This is a genomic window from Microbulbifer sp. ABF4_107, from assembly GCF_056312215.1.
In genome coordinates this window covers 3,222,413-3,247,104 of sequence record NZ_CM149983.1, presented here as the reverse complement: position 1 = coordinate 3,247,104, position 24,692 = coordinate 3,222,413, and the positions used below count along the sequence as shown (strand labels likewise).

The 24,692-nt window shown below is 57.7% G+C and carries 20 protein-coding genes and 1 pseudogene; 7 read left to right on the top strand and 14 right to left on the bottom strand.

The genetic code is table 11. The features are described 5' to 3' along the window. Nucleotides 1–72: 72 nt before the first annotated feature. The 3 genes from tsaD (at nucleotide 73) to folK (ending at nucleotide 2,142) form a co-directional block, all read left to right on the top strand. Nucleotides 73–1,092, top strand: a complete 1,020-nt coding sequence (tsaD, locus tag ACYX4K_RS13355; RefSeq protein ID WP_475093918.1) for a tRNA (adenosine(37)-N6)-threonylcarbamoyltransferase complex transferase subunit TsaD — start codon at nucleotides 73–75, stop codon at nucleotides 1,090–1,092. A gap of 159 nt (nucleotides 1,093–1,251) precedes the next feature. Further along, nucleotides 1,252–1,647 (top strand): dihydroneopterin aldolase, encoded by a 396-nt coding sequence (folB, locus tag ACYX4K_RS13350; RefSeq protein WP_475091633.1) that lies wholly within the window; start codon nucleotides 1,252–1,254, stop codon nucleotides 1,645–1,647. Between the two features lie 3 nt (nucleotides 1,648–1,650). Then, the gene (gene folK / locus ACYX4K_RS13345) at nucleotides 1,651–2,142 is read left to right on the top strand and encodes a 2-amino-4-hydroxy-6-hydroxymethyldihydropteridine diphosphokinase (protein ID WP_475091634.1); all 492 of its coding nucleotides are present in this window, start codon (nucleotides 1,651–1,653) and stop codon (nucleotides 2,140–2,142) included. A gap of 19 nt (nucleotides 2,143–2,161) precedes the next feature. On the opposite strand, the gene ACYX4K_RS13340 is transcribed toward folK, so the two are convergent. The 7 genes from ACYX4K_RS13340 to ACYX4K_RS13310 form a co-directional block, all read right to left on the bottom strand. Beyond that, nucleotides 2,162–3,259 carry a type 1 glutamine amidotransferase domain-containing protein gene (locus ACYX4K_RS13340; RefSeq protein ID WP_475091635.1) on the bottom strand — a complete coding sequence of 366 codons (1,098 nt, stop codon included), beginning with the start codon at nucleotides 3,257–3,259 and terminating at the stop codon, nucleotides 2,162–2,164. 95 nt (nucleotides 3,260–3,354) lie between these two features. Further along, a complete protein-coding gene (locus ACYX4K_RS13335; protein ID WP_476178706.1) occupies nucleotides 3,355–4,617 on the bottom strand; it encodes a sensor histidine kinase in 1,263 nt (420 codons plus the stop codon). Further along, nucleotides 4,607–5,296 carry a response regulator transcription factor gene (locus tag ACYX4K_RS13330; RefSeq protein ID WP_475091637.1) on the bottom strand — a complete coding sequence of 230 codons (690 nt, stop codon included), beginning with the start codon at nucleotides 5,294–5,296 and terminating at the stop codon, nucleotides 4,607–4,609. Before ACYX4K_RS13330 ends, ACYX4K_RS13335 begins: the two co-directional genes overlap by 11 nt. Nucleotides 5,297–5,399: 103 nt before the next feature. Further along, on the bottom strand, nucleotides 5,400–6,512 hold the full coding sequence (locus ACYX4K_RS13325) for an NADH:flavin oxidoreductase (protein WP_475091638.1): 1,113 nt from the start codon (nucleotides 6,510–6,512) through the stop codon (nucleotides 5,400–5,402). A 135-nt stretch (nucleotides 6,513–6,647) separates the two neighbouring features. Continuing rightward, nucleotides 6,648–7,229: a phosphoribosyltransferase gene (locus tag ACYX4K_RS13320; RefSeq protein WP_475091639.1), complete on the bottom strand. Its 582-nt coding sequence runs from the start codon at nucleotides 7,227–7,229 to the stop codon at nucleotides 6,648–6,650. 33 nt (nucleotides 7,230–7,262) lie between these two features. Beyond that, on the bottom strand, nucleotides 7,263–7,988 hold the full coding sequence (locus tag ACYX4K_RS13315) for a pteridine reductase (protein WP_475091640.1): 726 nt from the start codon (nucleotides 7,986–7,988) through the stop codon (nucleotides 7,263–7,265). A gap of 38 nt (nucleotides 7,989–8,026) precedes the next feature. Continuing rightward, nucleotides 8,027–9,256 (bottom strand): multifunctional CCA addition/repair protein, encoded by a 1,230-nt coding sequence (locus ACYX4K_RS13310; protein ID WP_475093919.1) that lies wholly within the window; start codon nucleotides 9,254–9,256, stop codon nucleotides 8,027–8,029. A gap of 532 nt (nucleotides 9,257–9,788) precedes the next feature. Here ACYX4K_RS13310 and ACYX4K_RS13305 point away from each other — a divergent pair. Beyond that, complete coding sequence (locus tag ACYX4K_RS13305; RefSeq protein ID WP_475091641.1) at nucleotides 9,789–10,352, top strand: response regulator; 564 nt, start codon at nucleotides 9,789–9,791, stop codon at nucleotides 10,350–10,352. Nucleotides 10,353–10,391: 39 nt separating this feature from the next. Here ACYX4K_RS13305 and ACYX4K_RS13300 read toward each other — a convergent pair whose 3' ends face one another. From ACYX4K_RS13300 to ACYX4K_RS13290, 3 genes and pseudogenes are all read right to left on the bottom strand, one after another. Next, nucleotides 10,392–11,954, bottom strand: a complete 1,563-nt coding sequence (locus ACYX4K_RS13300; protein ID WP_475091642.1) for a SpoVR family protein — start codon at nucleotides 11,952–11,954, stop codon at nucleotides 10,392–10,394. Next, nucleotides 11,954–13,235, bottom strand: a pseudogene (locus tag ACYX4K_RS13295) (YeaH/YhbH family protein). Before ACYX4K_RS13295 ends, ACYX4K_RS13300 begins: the two are co-directional and overlap by 1 nt. A 105-nt stretch (nucleotides 13,236–13,340) precedes the next feature. After that, nucleotides 13,341–15,263, bottom strand: coding sequence for a PrkA family serine protein kinase (locus ACYX4K_RS13290; RefSeq protein WP_475091643.1), 1,923 nt, complete (start codon nucleotides 15,261–15,263; stop codon nucleotides 13,341–13,343). A 395-nt stretch (nucleotides 15,264–15,658) separates the two neighbouring features. On the opposite strand from ACYX4K_RS13290, the gene galE reads away from it, so the two are divergent. Beyond that, nucleotides 15,659–16,684: a UDP-glucose 4-epimerase GalE gene (galE, locus tag ACYX4K_RS13285; protein ID WP_475091644.1), complete on the top strand. Its 1,026-nt coding sequence runs from the start codon at nucleotides 15,659–15,661 to the stop codon at nucleotides 16,682–16,684. A 73-nt stretch (nucleotides 16,685–16,757) separates the two neighbouring features. Here the strand turns inward: galE and pulA are convergent, their stop codons facing one another. After that, nucleotides 16,758–20,213: a pullulanase-type alpha-1,6-glucosidase gene (gene pulA, locus ACYX4K_RS13280; RefSeq protein ID WP_475091645.1), complete on the bottom strand. Its 3,456-nt coding sequence runs from the start codon at nucleotides 20,211–20,213 to the stop codon at nucleotides 16,758–16,760. A gap of 381 nt (nucleotides 20,214–20,594) precedes the next feature. Further along, nucleotides 20,595–21,035: a DUF4168 domain-containing protein gene (locus ACYX4K_RS13275; protein ID WP_475091646.1), complete on the bottom strand. Its 441-nt coding sequence runs from the start codon at nucleotides 21,033–21,035 to the stop codon at nucleotides 20,595–20,597. 331 nt (nucleotides 21,036–21,366) lie between these two features. Between ACYX4K_RS13275 and ACYX4K_RS13270 the strand changes: the two genes are divergently transcribed. Together ACYX4K_RS13270 and ACYX4K_RS13265 are read left to right on the top strand one after the other, a co-directional pair. Next, on the top strand, nucleotides 21,367–21,915 hold the full coding sequence (locus tag ACYX4K_RS13270) for an RNA polymerase sigma factor (protein WP_475091647.1): 549 nt from the start codon (nucleotides 21,367–21,369) through the stop codon (nucleotides 21,913–21,915). 39 nt (nucleotides 21,916–21,954) lie between these two features. Next, on the top strand, nucleotides 21,955–22,965 hold the full coding sequence (locus ACYX4K_RS13265; protein ID WP_475091648.1) for an anti-sigma factor family protein: 1,011 nt from the start codon (nucleotides 21,955–21,957) through the stop codon (nucleotides 22,963–22,965). Between the two features lie 24 nt (nucleotides 22,966–22,989). On the opposite strand, the gene ACYX4K_RS13260 is transcribed toward ACYX4K_RS13265, so the two are convergent. Together ACYX4K_RS13260 and rsmA are read right to left on the bottom strand one after the other, a co-directional pair. Next, a complete protein-coding gene (locus tag ACYX4K_RS13260; RefSeq protein WP_475091649.1) occupies nucleotides 22,990–23,814 on the bottom strand; it encodes a symmetrical bis(5'-nucleosyl)-tetraphosphatase in 825 nt (274 codons plus the stop codon). A gap of 12 nt (nucleotides 23,815–23,826) precedes the next feature. Continuing rightward, nucleotides 23,827–24,645 (bottom strand): 16S rRNA (adenine(1518)-N(6)/adenine(1519)-N(6))-dimethyltransferase RsmA, encoded by an 819-nt coding sequence (gene rsmA / locus ACYX4K_RS13255; protein ID WP_475091650.1) that lies wholly within the window; start codon nucleotides 24,643–24,645, stop codon nucleotides 23,827–23,829. Nucleotides 24,646–24,692 lie beyond the last annotated feature (47 nt).

The window sequence follows — 24,692 nt, the reverse complement described above, 5'->3', positions numbered from 1 at the left end:
TGTGACCGTTTTTGTGGTCAACCCGGTTAATTGGCAGTTTTTGAGGCAATTTTTGAGGAAGTATCCGGCACCGTGCGAGTACTCGGCATAGAAACATCCTGTGATGAAACCGGCGTCGCCCTGTACGACAGTGAACAGGGGCTGCTCGGTCACACTCTTTATAGTCAGGTGAAACTGCACGCCGATTACGGCGGTGTGGTGCCGGAACTGGCCAGTCGCGACCATGTGCGCAAACTGCTGCCGCTGGTGCGCGAGGTAATGGCGCAAAGCAACACCAAGCCGGAACAGATCGATGGCGTCGCCTATACCGCCGGCCCCGGCCTGATCGGTGCCCTGATGGTAGGCGCCTGTGCCGGTCGCGCGATTGCCTACGGCTGGGATGTACCGGCCATCGGCGTTCACCATATGGAAGGTCACCTGCTCGCGCCCATGCTGGAAGAAAATCCGCCGGAATTTCCCTTCGTGGCTCTGCTGGTCTCCGGTGGCCACACTCAGCTGGTGGATGTGCAGGGGCTGGGCCAGTACGAATTGCTGGGCGAATCTCTGGATGATGCGGCCGGCGAAGCCTTCGACAAGGCCGCCAAGATGCTGGACCTCGATTACCCCGGTGGCCCGCGCCTTGCGGCACTGGCGGAAAAGGGTGACCCGCTGCGGTTTACTTTCCCGCGCCCCATGACCGATCGCCCCGGGCTCGACTTCAGCTTTTCCGGCCTGAAAACCTACACCCTCACCACTGTGCAGCAGCACGCACTGGAAGATGGCCTGCCGGACGAGCAGACCTGCGCGGATATTGCCGCGGCATTTCAGGAAGCGGTGGTGGACACCCTGGTTATCAAGTGCCGTCGCGCACTAAAGCAATCCGGGCGCAAAACTCTGGTAATCGCCGGTGGCGTATCCGCGAATAAGTTACTGCGCCAGCGCCTGGAAGCGCGTTTGGCGGAAGACGGTTGCAGCGTGTACTACCCGCGTCAGGAATTCTGCACCGACAATGGTGCCATGATTGCCTACGCCGGTTGGCTGCGATTAAACGCCGGCCAGCGCACCGGCCTCGATATAGATGTGCGCCCCCGCTGGCCACTGACGGAACTCTGAGAAGCTACTGCGCTTGGCATTTCGGCCGCCGGCGGTGCTCGCCGTCCTCACGTACTGTAAGTACGCTCCGGTTGCTGTGCTCCGGCGGCAACCAAACTGCCGGCGCTCGCTACGCTTCTCAAAGCCCCGTACTCTGATTAGGACTGGAAGAAAAGTTTGATGGACATCGTTTATATCCGCGATCTCAAGGTCGACACCATTATCGGCATTTACGACTGGGAACGGGAAGTTCGCCAGACCGTCAGCCTGGACCTGGAAATGGCCTTCGATATTCGCGAGGCAGCCCGCACCGACAATATCGAGCACACTCTCAACTACAAGGCCGTGGCCAAACGCCTGATTGCGTTTATCGAGGGTAGCGAATTTCTGCTGGTGGAAACCATGGCCGAACAGGCCGCGGACATTGTGCGTAAAGAGTTCAAGGTAAGCTGGTTGCGACTGCGCCTGTCCAAGCCCGGCGCCGTGCGCGGCGCCCGCGATGTGGGCGTGGTAATAGAGCGCGGCGAGCGCCGGGGATCCAGTGAGCGCGGTAGCAAACAAAGTGCGGAGGCCTGAACCATGGCGACCGTCTACCTGAGTCTCGGCAGTAATATCGATCGTGAAAAACACCTGAGCGCCGGTCTCGACGCACTGGTGCAAGCGTTTGGTGATCTGAAAATGTCGCAGGTGTACGAAAGTGAAGCGGTAGGCTTCGACGGCGACAACTTCTACAACCTGGTCGCCGCCATCGAAACCGACCTTTCTGTCGGCGAGCTTTCCCTGAAGCTGCGCGATATCGAGGATGCCAATGGCCGTGTGCGCAGCGGCCCAAAGTTCAGCGCGCGTACACTGGATATCGATATCCTGACTTTTGATAATCTCACCGGCGAAGTGGATGGCGTCAAGCTGCCGCGGGGCGAGATTCTCAAGAATGCGTTTGTGTTGTTGCCTTTATCCGAACTGGCTCCGGATACCGAGCACCCGGTTGAGGGCAAAACCTTTCAGCAATTGTGGGATACCTACGATCAGGCTTCGCAAAATCTGTGGCCGGTACCCTTCGATTGGCCCTAACGCCGGTTGGATGCGGGCTTTACGCCCGCGCAGAACCGGATTTGGCGGTTGCCAGCAGTCTAACGATATTCACTGCTTTCCAGAGTTCTCCCTGCATCACTGCGACAATACCGTGCATGGCCAATAGACGGCGGTCGATCACTTCTTTTCCAGCTTCTGGCTTGCGCATAAATTGCAGCAATGCCTCCATCGCCTCTGCGAGGCCCCCCTTATCCAGCGCGAGCAGGACTTCCACGGTTCTTTCGGTTCCTGTTACCTTGCGTTCTGAGGGTACGTAACCCAGGGCTTTGACCATGGATTCTGTGACGTTCCAGGACGACCAGGGGTTTTGCCCGGTGATGATTCGGCTGTCGACGCTGACCTGATTCAGGTAAAGCGGGCCCTCTTCGAAATTGGCGCCATTGCTACGCAGGCGGTCTTCTAGCAAGAAGGGGAAAATTTGTTCTGCGTCGGGTATCAGGAAGAGTTCTTCCGCATTGGTGAAACTGCTGATACGACGTCCTTGAATAAATTGTTCGCCAGACTCCAGCGCGATGTCAGCCAGAGCCGCCGGCCCATGGCAGACGGCGCCGATAACGCCGCCGTTGTTATGTATCGCAACAACAAGATCTTGTATCGCCGGGTTGCCCGGGAAGTCAAACATTGCGCCCTTGCCGCCAACAAAGAAAATACCGCGATAGTCGCCTGCATTAACCTGCCTCAAGGGTACGCTATTTCGAAGCATCCCCATTGCTTCCGTATCGTTGAGAAACGCGTACTCGAAAGGTCCCATATCATCCTTGTCCATCACCGCCGGCGGCTCTCCACCCAGAGGACTTGCGATGTCCACGTGGAAGCCATTTGCCTTAAAGACATAGTACGGGCGCACGAGCTCGGTGAATTCATAGCCCGTGTCCTTTTCTGTGTTCCCCAGTCTGGAAACACTGGTCACCACAAGCAGGATTTTTCCGCGCGCCTCTGTTTCGGCGATCTGTTGCAGGTAGGGGATATCGGCTGCTTGAGTACGAGCCAGTGCCTGATGGTCCGGTGCAGGAGGGATCAGGCTTTTTAGCCAGAAGCCGATACCAAACAGCGTTCCTGTGGTGCACAGGATGGTGACAAATATTTTCTTGAGCATGAGCAATCTCTCTTTCTGATTAGAGCGGTATTCTGAAATCAGCGAGGTGAAGCTCGGGTGAAAATCTGCCGGCCGTTTTGGGGGAAGGAAAGAGCTTATTGACCGTCGGCGGGTGAAATGGTGATGTGTATAGAAAAGGTGTGTTCAGAGCAGTGAACCGCATAACTCCAGTTTTGCGCAGTCAATATCCGGCCTGCGAGGTAAAGGCCTTGCCCTATCCCGGTACTATTCTCTCCGCGAGTACCAGCGTCAAATATTGCCTCGGTCGGCAATACCCTTCCCACGGCGTTCTCGAGTACCAGACAATCGTCAATCTGATAAATGCTCAGGTGTGGCCGCGATGCGTGTCGTATCGCATTGTCCAGAAGAATATCCAGAAGTATCCCGGTCAGTGACGGGTTGCCAAAAGCTGAAAGCTTATCTGGCAATGCCAAGTGAAGGTCAAAGTCATCCTCAGTTGATATTTCTGGGCGGGCCAGAAGCCGGTTTTCCAGCAGGGCGCGCAGGTCAAACATTTCGCGCTCGAACGATTCAGATCTGGCCAGTGCCAGCAGCGTGCTTACCGTCCGGTTCATATTTGCCAGTATGCCGCGCAGCTCTCGTGTCTCCGTTGCGTCGAGGCCGCGGTCCCCTGAAAGTGTCAGTGCATTAGAGACTACCGCAAGATTGGTGCGGAGCTCGTGGCTGACATCCCGGGTAAATTCGGCCTCCCTTTCGCGGGCACACTGCAGCTCTCGCACATTGCGCTCCAGGGTGCGAGCGAGAAAGCCGATCTCGTCATTGCGCGTGCCGGTACTCAGTTCTAGAGCAGGTGCGCCCGTTGCCTGTGCTTCCACTTCCTGAGCAAGGGAAAGTACCGGCCGGATAGTGGCGCTGATCAGGCGGTGTGCAAGCCAGAGTGCAAGTGCAGTCGTACCGATAAACGCAAAAAGTACCATCCAGATCAGCCGTTCCGATTGTCTGGTAACGGTGATCAGGTCGCCAACCTCCGCGGAGAGAATGGCACCGATATCCGGCGAGAGTTTGCGCAGGTGGTAGTGAGGATTGCCTCTGGCAAAGTATTCGGCTTTGCGCCGCTCACCCGCCAGCGCTGCGCTGAATTCCTGCGGGGTATTTTCCGGTGAGGTATAAAGTGTGAATTGTGGAAGCCTGGGGGGCGGCAGTTCACCGTACAGGTTGAAGGATTGCTCCAGGTAAGCAATTTCGTCATCAATCAGGTTGTCGATCAGCTGGTCTTCGACAACATAGGCAGTCATCAGGCCAATTCCCGAATAAATCAGGCAAAGCAGCAGTGTGAAACCGCCAAACAAAGCGAATACTTTGCGCTTCAGATTTCCCTGTGGGTTTTCAATTTTCACTTGGCTGCTCAAGTTTGAAACCGATACTACTGATGGTTTTCAACATGGTTTTTGGGAATGGCCGATCGAGCTGCCTTCGCAGGCTGTAAATATGGGACTTCAATGCGTCGCTATCCGGTGGGGCATCGCCCCAGATCCGATGACTGATTTCACTACGGCTGACTGGCTCAGGGTAAGCGCAGGCCAGTTCCCACAAAATACTGAATGTAATCGTGGTGAGTTTTAGCGGCTGCCCGTTCCTTGTGGCTTCGCGTCGGCGTGCGGATATACGCAGGGGGCCAATCGTAATCTCGTCATTCCGGTGCAGCTCGCGTCGCCGCGCCAGAGCATTGCAACGCAAGGCGAGCTCTCGCGGGTCGAAGGGTTTACAGAGGTAGTCGTCCGCACCTGAGTGAAAGCCCTGCGCTTTGTCGGCGAAGGCGTCTCGGGCGGTGAGCATCAGGATCGGCGTGGCAACCGGGGCTTGCTGACGCAGCGCGCGGCAGACTTCGAGGCCGTCCATATCGGGCAAATTGAGATCCAGTAAAATCAGGTCGTAGATCTGCTGTAACGCCAGTTGCAGGCCGAGCTGTCCATTGCTGGCGAAATCCACATGCCAGCCGTGCCCTTCTAGAAATTCACCGGTCTGGCGGGCGAGTGTCGGGTTGTCTTCAACCAGAAGAATCTTGAGGTTGTTCACCGGAGATGCCTGTCCGAATATTCGTGCATGCGGACATTGTGACAATCTGCCGGTGAAATTGAAGTGAAATTTCGCGGCGACCGGAATCCGGTCGCGAAGCGGATCAGCTCAGGTTCGTCAGCGCCTCTTTGGTAAACGGCACTATCTCTTCCTCTCGCCCTTCCTTCACCTTCTGCAACCAGTTCGGATCCTGCAGCAACGCGCGGCCCACGGCGATCATGTCGAACTCGTTATTCTCCATACGGCGTACCAGCTCATCCAGGCCGGTGGGGTTGGCGGTGCCGCCCATGCCCTGGTTGTTGCCACCGATAAAGTCGTCATCCAGGCCGACACTGCCCACGGAGATGACCGGCTTGCCGGTGAGTTCCTTGGTCCAGCCCGCCAGGTTCATATCGGAACCTTCAAATTCCGGTACCCAGAAGCGTCTTGTCGACGCGTGGAAAATGTCCACACCGGCATTTACCAGCGGCTTCAGGAAACGCTCCAGCTCCTGCGGCGTCTGTGCCAGGCGCGCTTCGTAATCCTGCTGTTTCCACTGGGAGTAGCGCAGCACGATGGCGAAGTCCTCGCCCACGGCATCGCGCACGGCTTCCACGATTTCCACCGCGAAGCGGGTGCGGTTTTCCAGTGAGCCGCCGTATTCGTCCTCCCGTTGGTTGGTGCCTTCCCAGAAGAACTGATCCACCAGGTAGCCGTGGGCACCGTGAATCTCGACGCCATCGAAGCCAGCCTGCTTGGCGGCAAGGGCGGAGTCGGCGAAGGCTTTGACGGTGCTTTGGATGTCCTGCCTGGTCATCGCCTGTCCGTTGGGCTTGCCCGGCTTGAACAGGCCGGAGGGGGAGTGCGCGGGGTGGGATTTATCCGGCCCAGTGCCTTCCTTGCGCACGGAGCCCACATGCCACAGTTGCGGAATAATCTGGCCGCCCGCTGCGTGGACTTCATCCACGACTTTTTTCCAGCCGGCCATGGCCTCTTCGCCATAAATGGCCGGCACATTTTCGTAGCCGTTTGCGGCGGGGTGGCCGACAAAAGTGCCTTCGGTAATGATCAGGCCCACCTCGCCCTCGGCGCGTCGGCGGTAGTAGCCGGCTACCTGGTCATTGGGTACGTAGCCCGGGGAGGCGGTGCGTGTCATGGGGGCCATGGCGACGCGGTTGCGCAGGGTAAGAGATTTGTGCTCGAAGGGGCGCAGCAGACGGTCGAGGGAATGGCTCATGGATGGCTCCGGTTGATGCATTGCAAGCGGAGCACTGTAACGCGTACTGGAAAGTCAGGGGATTATCTTAGGCGTAAAGAGCGTTGATATTTTCGGCCTCCTGCCCGCTCGGGGTTCCGAGCAGGCAGGAAACAATCACGCTTGGTTGCCGTTTTTCAGCTTGCGCAACAGCGCCTCGTGCTTGCGCAGTTCCGGTTTGTTTTCGAGGATTTCTTCCTCGCTCAAACCCTGCAGCTCGTGGGGGAACACCAGCCACTGGTCGGTCTCGTGCAGGTAGTAATGCGGTTCCATGTCCGTCTGATTGCGGCTGGGTTTGAAGTAGGGGCAGGCGATACGGATTTCCGGCGTGTTCTTTTTACAGGCCTTTTGCATATCTTTGACGGCCTGCTGAATACTCAGGCCCGTATCGTAAACATCGTCCACAATCAGCATTTTTTCATGGGACTCTACCTGTTTGATCAGATAAGTAAGCCCGTGCACTTTCACATCTTTTTGGCGCTGATTGACGCCGTAATAGGAAGAAGTGCGAATGGCGATGTGGTCGGCGTGGAAACCGAGGAAGTCGAACATCTCCTGTACCGCAATGCCAATGGGCGCGCCACCGCGCCAGACGCCGACGATATAGTCGGGGCGAAAGCCGCTCTCGACCACTTTCAGGGCCAGGGAGTAGGAGTCGTCCAGCAGGGACTGGGCGGTAATAAACTGTTTTTCGCTCACTGCAGTACCTCGAGCTCTAAAGGTCCAAATAAATCATATGTTCAGGCTGCGGCCGCCATCCACGGCGATCACCTGGCCGGTGATATACGGGGCGTCGGCGGCGAGAAAACGCACGGTGCGGGCAATGTCCGACGGGTCACCGCTGCGCTGCATCGGGATACGCGCCAGTATCTGTTCCTTGTTATAGCCTTCGCTCTCCTGTTCCGGCCACAGAATTGCACCCGGTGCCACCGCATTTACGCGCACCTGCGGTGCCAGCTCCCGCGCCAGACTTTTGGTCATCATCACCAGGCCGGCTTTTGCCGCGCTGTAGATGGTGTGGCCGGGCATGGGCTTGTCTGCGTGGATATCCGCCAGATTGACGATGCAGCCATTATGCTCTGCCAGCAGTGGTGCCAGTGACTGGCTTAAAAAAAACGGGGCTTTCAGATTGCTGCCCATCAGCTCTTCCCACTGCCGCTCATTGGCGCCGCCAATGGGGGTGGGGTAGAAGGCGGAGGCGTTATTGACCAGTGCCGAGACTTCGCCGAAGCAGGCCTGCGCGGCGTCGGCCAGTTGCTGGCAATCTTCTGCGCCGGAAAGGTTGCTTTGAATGGCGACAGCGGATCCCGCGCGGCGCTGATTCAGGGTGTCTACAAACTCCAGTGCCGCCTGCGCGGAGTGGCGATAGTGGACGATGATCTGGTGGTCCCGGTGCAATTCTTCCGCTATGGCGCGGCCGAGGCGGGCGGCGGCGCCGGTGATCAAGGCTGTAGCCATATGAATATTCCGTGGGCAGAAATTAGATAGAGAGGCGATTAACCCTGGGGGGCGCCGTAGCTGCTCTTCAGGTGAGTAAGCGCTTGCAGGCGCGCGCGATCCAGCGCTTTGCCGAGCTCGGCGCCTTCAAATCCCTGGGCGATCAGTGCCTGCGGGTCCACGTTGGCGGCGGCGTCACGGGCGGCGCGCAGGTAGTCCACTTGCGGATACTCCCGGTCTTCCAGTCCGAGCCGACCGCGGGCGTCTGCCTCACAACATTCCAGGAACTGTTCGAACCGGTCCGGCTTGCGCAGGGCATCGAGCGCGCGCAGTAATTTGAGCAGAGTCTGCGGGCGCAGCTCAAACGCCTTGTGACAGTGCAGATGGTACTCACACACACCCAGGGCGAGGGCGGTAACGGGATTTGGCACGCGCAACCGCTTGCAGACATCTTTTACCAGCGGCAATCCGGCGGCTTCATGGCCGCGGTGGCTTGGCAGTATGTCTTGCGGGGTAACGCCCTTGCCCAGGTCATGTACCAGCACCGCAAAGCGCACCGGTAGGTCCGCCGGTGCCTGGCGCAGGGCGCGCAGAACGTGGTCTCCGGTATCGATTTCCGGGTGGTGCAGTGCTGGCTGGGGCACACCGAACAGGCAGTCGACTTCCGGCAGCAGGACATTTAACGCGCCGCAGTCGCGCAGGGTGCTAATGAAAATATCCGGGCGGGGCTCGGTGAGGGCGCGGCTCACTTCCTTCCATACCCGCTCCGGCACCAAGTGTTCCACCTCCCCTGCATCTACCATGGCCTGCATCAGCGTCATGGTTTCATCGGCAATGGTAAAGCCCAGTGGTGCATAGCGGGCGGCAAAGCGGGCTACGCGCAGGATTCGCAGGGGATCTTCGCTGAAGGCTTCGGATACATGGCGCAACTTGCGCGCTTCGATATCCGCGCGGCCTTTGTAGGGGTCGATGATTTCGCCGTCTTCGGTCTCTGCCATGGCGTTGACGGTGAGGTCGCGGCGCTGCAGGTCCTGCTCCAGGGTTACCTCGGGGCTGGCGTAGACGGTAAAACCGCCGTAACCGTGGCCACTTTTGCGCTCGGTGCGGGCGAGGGCATATTCCTCATCGGTGTCCGGGTGCAGGAAAACCGGGAAGTCCTTCCCTACCGGGCGAAAACCGCGCTCGCGCATTTCGGTCTCGGTGGCGCCGACCACGACCCAGTCGCGCTCGTGAATCGGGCGCTGAAGGAGTCTGTCACGGACCGCACCGCCGACCAGGTACACCTTCATCGCCGGAATCTCGGAGATTGGAGCCTGCATACATCAGTGCGTGGCACAGAGAGCGGGAAAGGACGAGAAAAGGCGAAAAGTGCCATATATGCCGCTAAACCTGAGATAAAACGCGCCAAAAAAGGCTGTTACACAGGTAAATACTAGGAAATTGGAAGGGCGGGAAGATAAAAAAAAGGCCCCGAAAATACAAGGGGGCCCAGGGTCTTAGGGTATTCGTGAAGAGAGAATCCCAACAAGCTCGTTTGCGCCGCAAGATCTCGATTTAACGGAGTAGCCCGACACTTCGTGACAAAAGGCTACAGGATCGAGGTAGATGGCGCCTGTTGTCGCCGATTAAATGACCTGCGACAACATGCTGTCCATTCTATTTAACCTGTCATAACTGTCAACCGTGGCAATCAAACTTTTATTGAGGGATATGTCGGTTGGTTCGTTAAATATATATAGGCATAGAATTAACGCCTGTTTATTTGGTTTAATTCAGCATAATTAATAACTAAATGCGCGATTCGTGGGGGATAGTAATAAAATGAGCGAAGTGCATGTTCTAACTACCGGGGAAGCGGCCCGGTATTGCGGAGTAAATTTTCGCACCGTTATCCGATGGATCGAGCGGGGCCAGCTGAAGGCTTACAAGCTCCCGGGGCGCGGTGACCACCGTATCTGTGTGGAAGACTTTGTTGGCTTCCTGCGCGACAACGCCATGCCGGTGCCCGCGGAGCTGGGTAGCGCCACTCGCAAAGTGCTGCTGGTGTCTGATTCGCCGGAGATGATTGCCGGCCGCCAACAGTTGCAGCAAGCGGGCTGCGAGGTGGACCTGGCGAGTGATTCTTTCAGTGCTGGTGCCATGCTCGCCACGGGCAAGCCGGCGATGCTGGTGCTGGATAGCAACCTCGAAGGGGTAAACGGCTTTCAGGTACTGGATATGCTGCGCTCGCGCAGTGAATTTTCGTCTCTGAATGTTCTGTTGATTGCTCCGGAAGGGGAAGCCAATCAGCAGCGCTGGCTGGATGCTGGTGCGGATGCGGTGGTTGCGGCCAGTTGTGACCGCAACGAGCTGGTAGGGCGAATCAATCTTTTGCTGGAAGCCTGATAGAAGAGCGCTTTTTATTCGCGCCGAACCCAAGCCGAATTAGATCGGCTTGGGTACCAGCATGGATTCTTCTTCTTCCGAACGGTCTCTGCCAATTTCCGGGCAGTGAAAACTCGCGGTGACCTCGTCGCCGTTGAGGCTGTGCAGGTGCACGTCAAACCCCCATAGACGGTGCAGATGCTTCAGGACTTCGCCGGTGTCCTTGCCCAGCGGCCGGCGCTGGTGCTGGGTATGGTGCAGGGTGATGGATCTATCCCCTCGCGTATCCACGGAAAACACCTGAATATTCGGCTCGCGGTTGCCCAGGTTGTACTGGCCCGCGAGTTTTGCACGCAACTCACGATAGCCATCCTCGTTGTGGATGGCGCCCACCTCGATTTCTTTTTCCCGATCGTCATCGGAAATACAGAACAGTTTCATATCCCGCATCACCTTCGGTGACAGGAACTGCAGGATAAAACTCTCGTCCTTGAAGTCGCGCATGGCGAACTGCAGGGTTTCTTTCCAGTTACTGCCGGCGATATCCGGGAACCAGGCCCGGTCTTCATCGGTGGGGTTTTCACAGATGCGACGCAGGTCGGTAAAAATGCTGAAGCCCAGAGCGTAGGGATTGATGCCGTTGTAGTAGGGACTGTCGTAAGACGGCTGGTAAATCACGCTGGTGTGACTGGTGAGAAACTCCATCATAAAGCCGTCGGTGACTTTGCCGCGGGCATGCAGCTCATTCAGCAGGGTGTAGTGCCAGAAGGTGGCCCACCCCTCGTTCATCACCTGAGTCTGACGCTGTGGATAAAAGTACTGCGCCATTTTGCGCACGATGCGCACCAGCTCGCGCTGCCAGTTTTCCAGTAGCGGTGCATTTTTTTCGATGAAGTACAGAATGTTTTCCTGTGGCTCATCGGGGAAGCGCCGTACCGGCGCCGCCTCTTCACCGGCACCGAGATTGGGAATGGTGCGCCACAGGTCGTTCAGCTGGCGCTGACGGTATTCCTCGCGCTCTTTCTGGCGGCGCTCTTCCTCGTGGGCAGAAATCGGATAGGGGCGCTTGTAGCGATCCACACCGTAATTCATCAGCGCGTGGCAGCTGTCCAGCAGCGACTCCACTTCGTCCACTCCGTAGCGTTCTTCGCAGCGGGCGATATAGTTTTTCGCAAACAGCAGATAATCGATAATACTGCTGGCATCGGTCCAGGTGCGGAACAGGTAATTCCCTTTGAAGAAAGAGTTGTGACCGTAGCTGGCGTGGGCAATCACCAGCGCCTGCATGGTCATGGTGTTCTCTTCCATCAGGTAGGCGATACACGGATTGGAATTGATCACAATCTCGTAGGCCAGCCCCATGCGCCCGCGCTGGTAATTGTTTTCCACACTGATGAACTGCTTGCCGAAGGACCAGTGGTTGTAACCCACCGGCATACCCACGGACGAGTAGGCATCCATCATCTGTTCGGAACTGATGACTTCTATCTGGTTGGGATAGGTGTCGAGGCCAAATTCCTTGGCCAGCAGCGCAATTTCCCGGTCGTACTCCTGAATGAGTTCGAAGGTCCACTCGGAAGTGGTGGAGATGGGCTGCTTGTTATCGAGTGCTGTATCGAGCATCAGGCGGCAACCTTCTGGGTGAATAACTGGCGGAATACCGGATAGATATCCCCGACATCAATAATCTGCTCCATGGCAAAGTGGTCCGGGAACACATGGGCCACGCTTTGGTATTCATCCCACAGCGCCTGGTGGTCCCGCGGAGTGATTTCCACGTAGGAGTAGTACTGCACGTGGGGCATGATGTCGTCGATGAGGATTTTGTGGCAGGTGCTGGAGTCGTCGTTCCAGTTGTCGCCATCGGACGCCTGGGCACCGTAAATATTCCACTCGCTGGCGGGGTAGCGGTCGCGCATGATGTCGCGCATCATTTTCAGTGCGCTGGACACGATGGTGCCGCCGGTCTCGCGGGAGTAGAAGAACTCCTGTTCATCCACTTCCTTGGCGCTGGTGTGATGGCGAATAAACACCACCTCGGTGTATTCATAGCTGCGTTGCAGGAACAGATACAGCAGCAGGAAAAACCGCTTGGCCATATCCTTGGTGGCCTGGTTCATGGAGCCAGACACATCCATCAGGCAGAACATCACCGCCTTTGAGCTTGGGCGCGGCTGCTTCACCAGCAGGTTGTATTTCAGGTCGAAGTCATCGAGAAATGGAATGCGACTGACGCGACTGCGCAGATCTTCGATCTTGAGGCGCAGCTCATCTGACCTTGCGCTGGTCCCGCAGTGCCGGATCCTTGTTTTCCTCAAGTTCCAGTTCCTGTTCCAGCAGTTTCAGGTTGCGCCGCTTGCCGCCGCTGAGCGCAATGCGCCGCGCATTGGCCGAGCGCATGGAGCGCACCACATTCAGCCGGCCCGGCGAGCCCTCGTTGCAGATGCCCGCGCGCACCATATGGAAGGTGTCGTTGCCGGCGAGCTTGCGTTTGACCATATTTGGCAGCTCAAGACCTTCGAACATAAATTCGAGGAACTCGTCCTGCGAGATCTGGAAGGCGAACTCGTCCATGCCTTCGCCGCTATCGCTGGCGCCACTGCCGCCGCTGCCTTGTCCCTGGCCCTGGCCGGGGCGAGGGATGCGGTCGCCGGTGACAAATTCCTTGTTGCCCGGCAGCACCTGTTCCATATGGCCGCCGCGACCATTGGAAAAAATCGGTTCGTTGAGATCGCGGGTGGGAATGCTGATCTTCTCGCCGGCGCCCATATCGGTAATGGAGCGGCTGTTCATGGCTTCGCCGACGGCTTTCTTGATATGGGATTTGTAGCGCCGCAAAAAGCGTTGGCGATTGACGGTGCTTTTCTTTTTGCCATTCAGGCGACGGTCGATGATGTAACTCATAGTACTGCCTTATATTGCTTTCAGGGGAGGGTCCGTGGCGTGTCTTGAATTCCAGCGATGGCAGGATCGCCACCGCGGAATATCAAGACACAAACCCGTCAGCAGTTACTGAGACTTGCGTACTCGCAGATACCACTCGGAAAGCAGGCGGACCTGTTTCTCGGTATAGCCGCGCTCAACCATGCGCGCGACGAAGTCCGCGTGTTTTTTCTGGTCGTCACCAGAGGCCTTGGTGTTGAAGGAAATAACCGGCAGCAGATCCTCGGTATTGGAGAACATTTTCTTCTCGATCACCGCCTTCAGCTTCTCGTAGGATCGCCAGTCCGGATTCTTGCCCTGGTTGCCGGCGCGAGCGCGCAGCACAAAATTCACGATCTCGTTGCGGAAATCTTTCGGGTTGGAAATGCCCGCGGGCTTCTCGGTTTTTTCCAGCTCTTCGTTCAGGGCTGCGCGGTCGAGAATCTCGCCGGTTTCCGGATCGCGGTATTCTTGATCCTGAATCCAGAAGTCCGCATAGGTCACATAGCGGTCGAACAGGTTCTGGCCGTATTCCGCATAGGATTCCAGGTACGCGGTCTGGATTTCCTTGCCGATAAAGTCCACATAGCGCGGTGCCAGGTATTCCTTGATAAAGCCCAGGTAATTTTCCTGAACCTCCGGCGGGAACTGCTCCTGTTCGATCTGCTGCTCCAGTACGTAGAGCAGGTGCACCGGGTTGGCCGCCACTTCGGTGGCATCGAAGTTGAACACCTTGGACAGGATCTTGAACGCGAAGCGGGTAGACAGGCCATTCATGCCCTCATCCACTCCGGCGTTGTCGCGATATTCCTGAATGGTCTTCGCTTTCGGATCGGTATCTTTCAGGTTCTCGCCGTCGTAGACCCGCATCTTCGAGAAGAGGCTGGAGTTCTCCGGGTTTTTCACCCGTGACAGTACGGAGAATTGCGCCAGCATACGCAGGGTGTCCGGTGCGCAGGGGGCTTTCGACAGGGAGCTGTGTTCCAGCAGCTTGTCGTAAATTTTGATCTCTTCCTGCACACGCAGGCAGTAGGGCACCTTGACGATATAAATACGGTCGAGGAACGCCTCATTGTTGCGGTTGTTGCGGAAGGACTGCCACTCGGATTCGTTGGAGTGGGCCAGAATCACACCGTTGAACGGAATCGCGCCCAGGCCTTCGGTACTGTTGTAGTTACCTTCCTGGGTGGCAGTCAGCAGCGGGTGCAGCACCTTGATCGGCGCCTTGAACATTTCCACAAATTCCATCATGCCCTGGTTGGCACGGCACAGGCTGCCGGAGAAGCTGTACGCGTCTGGGTCGTTCTGTGGGAAATCTTCCAGCTTGCGGATATCTACCTTGCCCACCAGCGCGGAAATATCCTGGTTGTTTTCATCGCCAGGTTCGGTTTTGGCGATGCTGATCTGATCCAGAATCGACGGACGGATCTTCACCACCTTGAACTTGCTGATGTCACCCTTGTACTCGTGCAGGCGCTTGACCGCCCAGGGGGACATGATGGTGTTCACATAGCGGCGCGGAATACCGTAATCCTCTTCCAGGATCTGGCCGTCCTCGGACGGGGAGAAAAGTGCCAGCGGCGATTCAAATACCGGCGAACCCTTGATGGCGTAGACGGGGATCTGCTCCATCAGTGCCTTCAGGCGCTCCGCCAGGGAGGACTTGCCGCCGCCCACCGGGCCCAGCAGGTACAGAATTTGCTTTTTCTCTTCCAGGCCCTGGGCCGCGTGGCGGAAGAAGGAAACGATCTGCTCGATGGCTTCCTCCATTCCATAGAATTCACTGAACGCCTTGTAGCGCTTGATCACCTTGTTGGAAAAGATGCGCGAGAGTCGCGGGTCGCGGGAGGTGTCCACCAGCTCGGCCTCGCCGATGGCCATCAGCATGCGCTCTGCGGGCGAGGCATAGGCGCTGCGGTCGTTTTTGCACAGCTCCAGATATTCCTGGATGGTGAGTTCTTCCTCCTGAACCGACTCGTAGCGTTCCAGGTAGTGATTGAATATCGACATGGTTTACGACTCCCTGTAGCGTACCGCGTCAGTAACCGGCCTCCTGCCGTGGAGTGCCAACTGCGCTGCAGCGTGTGATGACCGCGAATACATCTCGCAACGAATGCTTAAGAGCGCTGACGCGCGAGAACGCTATCTTTATTACCTATTGATTGCGCGACGATGCAGCTGTCGCAACAGGGGTCCTGCTAGCAGGTCCCGCACTTTCAGGATAGTCAGCGCTGTGGCCTTGAAAGGCGGATAGGGCCAAGATAGGTAGAATTTGGTGTCAGTTTTGCCAAGCGGGTTAAGGGCGTAAAATAGCGCTCATATACACGGGTTAGTCTTTTAGCCCTGCGGAGCCGGCCGTGTCGAAGGTGCGATACCGGCCTGAATAGCGTGAATTAAGGAAGTCTATGAAGATTTTGGTTACCGGGGGCGCCGGCTACATTGGCAGCCACACCTGCGTAGAGCTGATTGAGGCCGGTTTTGAGCCCGTTGTGGTCGACAATCTGTGTAACAGCAGTGAAGAGGCTCTGCGCCGTGTAGAGGCCATTACCGGGCGCTCTGTACCTTTTCACAATGTGGATATCACCGATGCCGAAGCCCTGCGCGAGGTTTTCCGCGCGTACGACGTGCAGGCGGTGATTCATTTTGCCGGCCTCAAGGCCGTGGGCGAATCCGTTTCCCAACCTTTGCGCTATTACCAGAATAATGTTGCCGGCACTCTCACCCTGTGTGAGGTGATGGAGCAGGCCGGCGTACAGCAGTTGATCTTCAGTTCCTCTGCGACCGTCTACGGTGACCCGGAAACCGTTCCTATTCAGGAAAACTTCCCCACCGGTGCCACCAACCCCTACGGTGCCAGCAAACTGATGGTGGAAGATATCCTGCGCGACCTGTGCAAGGCGCCGAATAACCAGTGGAAGATCAGCCTGCTGCGCTACTTCAATCCCATTGGCGCCCATGAGAGCGGCACCATTGGAGAAGATCCGGCGGGTACCCCCAATAACCTGCTGCCCTATGTGGCCCAGGTGGCCGTTGGCCGCCTGCCCCATTTACAGGTTTTTGGCGACGACTACGCCACCCCGGACGGCACCGGCGTGCGCGACTATATCCACGTGGTCGACCTGGCACGCGGCCACCTGGCGGCGCTGAACAAGCTGAACAAGGCGGGCACCGATACCGGTTGCTACACCTATAACCTGGGTACCGGCCGCGGCAGCTCGGTACTGGAAATCGTGCGCGCCTTTGCTGATGCCGCAGACAAGGAAATTCCCTACCAGATCGTGCCCCGTCGCCCCGGCGATATTGCCGAGTGCTACGCGGATCCGGCCTACGCGGAAAGCGAACTGGGTTGGAAAGCGGAGTTTGATTTGAAGCGCATGGTGGAAGACACCTGGCGCTGGCAGTCGCAGAATCCGCAGGGCTATTCGAAGTAGTCGCGAGCGAGCATGAAATAAAAAAACCGGCAAAAATGCCGGTTTTTTTATTTGTGGGAATGTGACTGGTGGTTTAGGTGCGGCGACGACGCAACAGGGCTGCTGCGAGCAGCGCCAGCAGGGCAAAACCGGTGGCGCCACCACTGGAACCACTGCCTGGATTTTCCGGCTGTTCGATTTCTTCCTCTTCCTCCTCAACGGGAATCGAGGTGTCGTCCGCACGCGCGAGTGTGAACACCGCGGTGGTGCGCGCCGGTACGTTGAATACACCTGCTTCCGCAGTCGCTTCCATCAGTGCCGCATCGGCCGATTCCTGCTGTACCGGGTGCAGGGTGAACGGCAGCTCTGCGGCAGACTCCAGAGTGAACTCCTGAGCCTCTGAGCCACCATTGAACAGCACCAGAATCTGCGACGTCTCCTCGTCGAAGTCGCCCGCCGGATCGTTCAGGTGCATGGCGATCAGGCCTGGAATCTGTTCCGGTCCGGTATTGGCGAAGGACACCACCGATTGAACCGCCTCTTTGCTGGGCAAACGGAACAGGCCGCTACTGCGACGGATCTGCAGCCACTCCTTGAATACCGCCAGGGCGAACTCGCGATCGGATTGCTGCGGCGCGATATCCGGATTGGCCAGCAGCGGTGCCATCAGCCCCCAGTTGTCCTCGTTCTTGTCCGCAATCGGCAGACCCGCACCCCAGTTGTCGGTGGCGAGAGAGAAGTCGATGGCATTGAACCAGTCTCCGGAGTTGTAGCTGTCCCGGTCCATGGATTTGGAGCGCAGGATTTCCTGGCCAGCGTGGATAAACGGCACACCCTGGGCAAACATCACCAGCGAGGTGCTGAAGTTCTGCAGGCGTACGCGGTCGGCCACACTGGTGGTGCTGTTGGCCTTGATCTGGATACCGTCGAACAGGGTCTCGTTATCGTGGGCGGCCACGTAGTTGATGGATTCCTGCGGGTCGCCGGTATAGCCGGTGGGCTGGCCGTTGTACACCAGCTCGGCGCCGGTCAGTTCGGTGCCGTCCGAGGTTTCCAGTACATAGTCCGCCAGGTTGCCGGCGAGGGTGATACGCACTTTGTCGGCCAGGGTCAGCAGGGTTGCGCGTTCGTCGTCGCCGCCGAACTTGCCGTTGCTGTCGGTAAACAGCCCGGTGCCAAAGCCCTGTTCCTCAAAACCGCCAAACGGGTTGCCGCCGCGTACGGAATCGCGCACGCGATCGTTGAAGGTGCCCACGCCAGTGCCCGCCATATTGCCCTGGCGTGCCTGTACAAAGCGCGCATCGTCCACCACTTCGCCAAAGTTCCAGCCTTCGCCGTAAAGGTACATGGAGGAACCGTCGACGCCGTCGGTCTCGGTAGTGAGTGCTTCCAGGTCCGCCGCCACATTCAGGATATTCTGTTTGGTGTGGTGTCCCATCAGGTCAAAGCGGAAGCCATCGACCTTGTAGGCGGTGGCCCAGGTTTTCATGGAATCGCGCATCAGCTTTTCCATCATGGTGTGCTCGCTGGCGGTGTTGGCGCAGCAGCTGCTCATTTCCACAAAGCCCTCGCCATTGCGGCGGTGGTAATAGCCGGGAACGATCTTGTCGAGAATGGAGTTATCGTACTGGGCAAAGGAGCTGGTGTGGTTGTACACCACGTCCATTACCACGCGCAGGCCCATGTCGCTTAGGGACTGCACCATCTCGCGAAATTCGATAATCCGCTGCACGCCGTTCGGGTCGGTGGAATAGCTGCCCTCGGGCACGGTGAAGTGCAGTGGGTCGTAACCCCAGTTGAAACCATCTTCGTCTCGGATGGCATTCACCGCGGCCTGTTGCTCGGTGCTGTCCGGGGCGTAGACGCTGAGGTCTTCGGTGGTTTTCAGCTGCGCACGATCTTCGTTCACCGTGGCGAAGTCGAACGCGGGCAGCAGGTGCACGTGGGTCAGTCCCGCGGCGGCGAGTTCCGCCAGGTGCAGGCTGCCGCGACCATCCTCACTAAATGCCGCGAAGGTGCCGCGCGCGGGCTCGCTCACCATATCGTCCGCAATACTGAAGTCGCGCACGTGCAGTTCGTAAACGGTGATGTCTTCCGGTGCCGCGAGAGAGGGTTTTGCAATGCCATCCCAGCCTTCCGGTTTCAGATCGTCATCGTTCAAGTTGACGATCTGGCTCTTGTGGGAGTTGGTGGACAGGCTCAGGGAGTAGGGGTCGGACACCCAGTTAGTTTCGATTTCCCGTGTCGCGTAGGAGTAGACCTCTACCTCGTACATATAAAACTTGCGATCCCAGTCGATACTGGTAGATGCGGTCCACACGCCGTTGCTTTCGGTCATCTCCACAAAGGTGCTGGCTTCGTACTGGTCGCCGGTGTCGAACAGGTGCACTTTTACGGATTTTGCCGTTGGCGCCCACAGAGCGAACTCGATCGCTTCCTCGCCCACGGTTGCGCCGAGGGTGCCGTCAAATGCAAAGGCGGCATCCAGCAGACCCGGCATCTGGATGCCGGTGGCGTCCACTACCTTGCCTTCCCCGTCGTAAATCGCCACGGCCAACTGGCCTTTCACCAGTGCGGCAATGTCCGCAGTCTCCGGTACGGTAAAGGCGGTGGCGTTGGCCAGGTGTGGGAATTTGGCCAGTGTTGCATCGGTGGCGCTGGCATTGGGTGTGAGTGCGATTTCCTCATCGCCGCTGACACCGTCGGGGCCAAGAGTGAGCGCTGCACTTTCGCTGGCCACGAGCTTTGCACTGCCGCCTTCCGGCAGGGTCACCGGCCACAGAATCGTCGTGGCGTCGACCCAGTGGGCCTTGTCTGTGGTCAGGTCACCGCGGGGTACGCCGTCGGTGCTGACCACCACACTTTTTGAATTGCGATCGAAGGCGAAGTAGACGTCCTTGCCATCTTCCACGGTGAACGCGATGTTGCCGCCGTTCGCGCCGTAGCTTTCATCCCAGCTTTCATTTAGGGCGACTTTCATTTCGTAGTCGCCGGCGGGAATGGCATCGGTAATCAGGGTGTAGACACCATCGCCGTCCACGTCCTGCAGCAGGGTCTGCAGGCACGCGGGTTGCCAGTCACCGGGGCAGCCGAGGGCGCTCTGGAAGCTGCCCACCGCTGTGGCAATGGAGTGGCGAACATTGTCCGCAATCCAGTTGGTTTCGTGATCGTAGATAAACTTGACTTCGGTCTCCGCACTGAGGCTCAGCGGAATATTGCCGCCGTTCGCATCGGCGAAGGCGCCATAGTTTTCATCCCAGCCGCCATCGATGGCAACCTTGTACTCGTAGTCGCCGGCGGGGAGGGGGTAGGTGCCGTGCCAGAGGTCGTTGGCTTCGTCGTAGGTGAGTTGTGAGGCTTCGCAGGCGGGCTGCCAGTCTTCCGCGCAGCCGATGGCGGTCTGGATGCTGCCGGGAATATTGACCATGGCCAGTTCAGAATTGGCACTTGCCTGAGCGGTACTGTGGGTTGCGGCGGCAATCGCCAGCGCCAGTAGCGCGCGCAGGTGCGCGCCACGGACACTCCCCCGAGTGTGTGAGGATGCTTGCATGCTCTTTGACCTTATTGTTTCTATTATCGATTCTCTGCCAGCTCCGGCGCTTCGCGCGCATCGGGGCTGTGTCACCATCGGTACACGGCTCCCCTCAAACCGACGGGGCGGAATACATGTACAAAAACGGAAGCTCGATTAGAGGTCAGCCGGCGGCAAACAGCATCCCACCCGCAGGGGGCGGAGGAAGAAGTAACCAGGGGTGATGGGGGGAGTACCCGCCACCGGGGAGAGGTGCGTGGGTCGTCCACGGAAAAAAGCGGCCGGGGCCGGCCGCGAATAGGCTTGGTTCAAGGCTTGTGGGGTAGGAGTTGCGCTTGCGCTCGCCACACGGACGAGCGCGTAATCTGCCTCAGATTGAGGGGCGATGGTATTTTATGTTTATCGGTAGCCATCAATTTTCTTTGCAACTTCTGGATCCATCGCTACTGCCCGGGCAATGCTGTTGTATTCCTCACGGGTAAGTCCCGCACTTTCCACTGCTGCCAGCATTTCCTGGTTGGCCTGTTCCCGCAACGCCATTGCCTCCTGAGGATCCTGGGTGTTTTGAAGTTTTGTGGTCATTTCCATACGGGTTTCGTCCACGTTTTCCTGCGCTTTGGCAAAGGCTTCCAGTTTCTCGTCCGGAAGGTGTTCCGCTGTCATTGATTGCGCCGGCATTTGCGGGCTTGCCGAATAGGCGGGGCTGTTGTCGGTCTGCTGTTGCGTATCCTGGTCAGCCCAGGCAGCGCCCGAACTCAGGCCGAGAGCGAGAAGTGTGCCGGCAGTCGCGATGGACAGATTGGCGATGAGGCGATTCTTTTCCGGAGTTTGCATTTTCATGTTGCGAGTTTCCTCTTTGATGAATAGAGCGCTGTTACAAATTGACCAGCAACGAGTCGTACTTCTCATTTTGGAGTCTTCCCAGTGAAGTACTCCTGTGCTGGCCGCTCGGGAAATAGAACACCTGAAAAGACTCCGCCGTTGCCAGTAAATTCTGGAAACGTGAACGAATTCTCGATCGCGGGGATCCGCGGCATTACTTTGGAACTAAACCCGATGTTGGCTTGTTCACTAGTAAAGGCCCGTAGAAATAATTCGTATCATCTTAACGGTGTTCATGTATCGGTAAGGTGGAGAGTACGCGGCCGCGACTAGCGGAGAAAAACAGCCTATGAAGTTCGAGCAGAAGGTGTGTGAGCATATCCCCGGATTGACGCGTTACGCCATAGCGCTTTGCGGCGAGAGATCTCAGGCGGATGACCTGGTGCAAGACTGCATGGAGCGCGCGCTGCGCAAGCGACACCTGTGGCGTCCGGCCAGTACACTGAAGCCGTGGCTGTTCCGGATGCTGTATCGGATTTATCTGAATCATCGCAGCTCGGCGCGGGTGCGCAAAGAGTCTCTGATGGAAAATGCAGGAGTGGATGTGGCAATACCATCTGGTCATGAGGCTGCATTGCAGTGTCGAGATGCTATGTCTGCGATACAACAGTTGCCGGATGAGCAGCGTTCCGCATTACTGTTGATGGTATTGGAAAACCCCAGTTATAGGGAGGCTGCAGATATTCTCGGTGTGAATGCCGGCACTCTGCGCAGCCGGGTCTCCCGGGCCCGAGAGTTTGTCCGCAACACCTGCGCAGAAAGCGTTTCAAACGGAAAAAAACCTGCATCTTGCGCGCGGGTCACCGCAGGCGGAACCGTGTTACAGCGGGTAAAGTAGTGTTGCAGTAGGCTGCATCGAAAGTGTGGAGATTTGGTTATGTCGCAGAACAACAAAGACTACCGGTCGAACAGTATTTCTGAGGAGGAAATCTCTGCTTTTGCCGACGGCGCACTGCCGCCGCGTCGCGCGCGACAGGTGGCTCAGTATGTGCGGCTTAATCCACAGGCGGCGCAAAAGATATTCGACACCTGGTGTATTGAGAGCGAGCTGCTGGATCAAATACATGCGGCAAGCGGCGATGAAGTGATCGCGGCAGCGCGTCATAACGCCATGCGCGAGAAGAGAGCCAGTTCCCGCTTGCCCTGGCTGAGTGGTGTGGCGGCGGGCGGACTACTGGTTCTGGGATTGTGGGCGCTCAGCCTTGAGCAAAATACTGCCGACGCGACCCAAAGTTTTACCGCAACAGCTGATGACACGCACTCTTTACAGGCTGATCCCATCGTCGATGAACAGGCGGGCGCTGCTCTGGTTCGCGTCGCAGCGGTTACCCCGGAAATGAATGTGCCAGACCTGGAAGTGACACCGCAACAAATTACCGGCGAGACGCCGTCCCAGGAAACCAGCGGTACCGATTTCAATGGTGGGAACGGTGAGCAGGTGCCGCCAGGCGAGCATCTGCTTCCCAAAAGTCCGCACCCGGCTGGCGAATACTTTCGCCTGAATTTTCAGGGTGGGGGCGGCGTCCTGCTGACGCTGGAAGGTTTTTCGCTGCCGTCCTCGTCGCAAGCCACGCTCAATGAGCGCATACCTGAGCGTTTGTCCGACGGCGTCCTGCCGGGCAGGAGTGGAGCGAGCGGGGATGGATTCAATGTGGGCGAAGAAAGGCGGGGCCGGGTGCACTGGAATTTCTCTGACACGCTGTACGTGTTGTCGGGAAACCTTACTGCTGCGGAGCTTTTTGCCACGGCGATGCAAATACGTGAGCAGCAGAAGTTGCAATGGGTACCGGTAGCGCCTCGCGCCACGGAAACGATTGAGGGGCGGGGCGCGTCGGGTATGCTAGATCCCGCGTCGCGGGAAGCCGCCCCCGGGTTTAGCAAAATGTGACTGCACAATTTTTGTGGAGCCAGTTTAGAGCGTGCAGTCTGCGCAATAAAACGATTCATCTTCCAGCTTCATCGCGGTGAGATAGCCGCCCCACACGCAACCGGTATCCAGCGCATACACATTTTTGGTATTCGCTTCCCCCTCCAGCGCCGCCCAGTGACCGAAAATAATCCGGTCATCTTTGGTCTTGCGGTTTTTATAGCTGAACCAGGGTTGGTAATCGTGGTGCGCCGCCAGCGGACCCTGCTTGGTAATCAGGTCGAGGGTGCCGTCTTCCTTGCAGAAGCGCATACGGGTGAAGTAGTTGGTGATGGAGCGCAGTCGCTCTACACCAATCAGATGGTCACTCCACTTGTGCGGTTCGTTGCCGTACATACCGAAGAAATAAGCCTCGGCCATGGCGGGATCCTGCAGTGCCTGATGTACTTCACCTGCCAGCTCCAGGGCTTTGCTCATGCTCCATATGGGCGGAATGCCCGCATGAACCATGGAGAAGTACTTGCCCTTGACCTTTTTGTGCACCATAAGCGGCTGCTTTTGCAGCCACTCCAGAAGTTGGTCGGCGTCTTTGGCTCGCAATACTTCGGCGAGATCGTGTTCTTTATCGGTCAGTCGCTTGGCGCCGTGGGCAATGGCCAGCAGGTGCAGGTCATGGTTGCCGAGCACCGCGGTGATCTGGCTGCGGTGTTGGTAAAGAAAGCGCAGGGTGCCGAGGCTGTCGGGGCCGCGGTGGACCATATCGCCGGCCAGCCACAGTTTGTCCTTGTCCGGATTGAAGCGGACTTTTTTCAGCAGTCTTTCCAATGGTTCCAGGCAGCCCTGGATATCGCCGATTGCATAGGTGGCCAAAACGTTCCCCGTTTACTGCGCTTGATCTTGCGATGGCATGAGCTTGCTGCAGAAATTTGCCAGCTCTACGTACTCTTTCACGCTGAGGGTTTCCGGGCGACGACTGGTGTCTACCGGCAGCTGTTCGGGATCCAGATCCGGGAACAGGGGCTTCAGCGCATTGCGCAGGGTTTTGCGGCGCTGCTGGAAGGCGACGCTGACGATGCGCTCCAGCAGGGCTTCGTCTTCCGCCGGGTGCGGCAGAGTCTGGTGCGGTACCAGGCGCACGATGGCGGAATCGACTTTCGGCGCCGGGCGGAAGGATTGCGGCGGCACCGGGAATAGGCCCTGCACGCGGCAGTAGTACTGGGTCATCACACTCAGGCGGCCAAAGGCTTTGACCCCTGGTACTGCGCTCAGACGGTCCACAACTTCTTTCTGCAGCATAAAGTGCATGTCCTGCACCTTGCCGCGAAAGCTCAGTAGATGGAACAGCAGCGGTGTGGAGATGTTGTAGGGCAGGTTGCCCACAATGCGCAGCTGCTCACCGTCCTTCACCATGCTGCCGAAATCAAATTTCAGCGCGTCTTTCTCGATGATGGTGAAATCCGGGTAGCCGCGGAATTTGAATTCCAGCATCGGGATCAGGTCCCGGTCCAGTTCGACCGCGGTCAGTGACGGGCACTTGTCCAGCAGTAGCGCGGTGATGGCGCCCTGGCCGGGGCCGATCTCTACCAGCTTGTCGGTGTCCTTGGGGCCGATGGCGCGCACGATGCGCTCGATGATGTTCTCGTCGACAAGAAAGTTCTGGCCGAAACGCTTGCGCGCCTTGTGTTGGAAAAAATTGTCCATGAATGTGTTCGTTTGAATGAGGTTTGCGCGCGGGACGCACAGTTAAA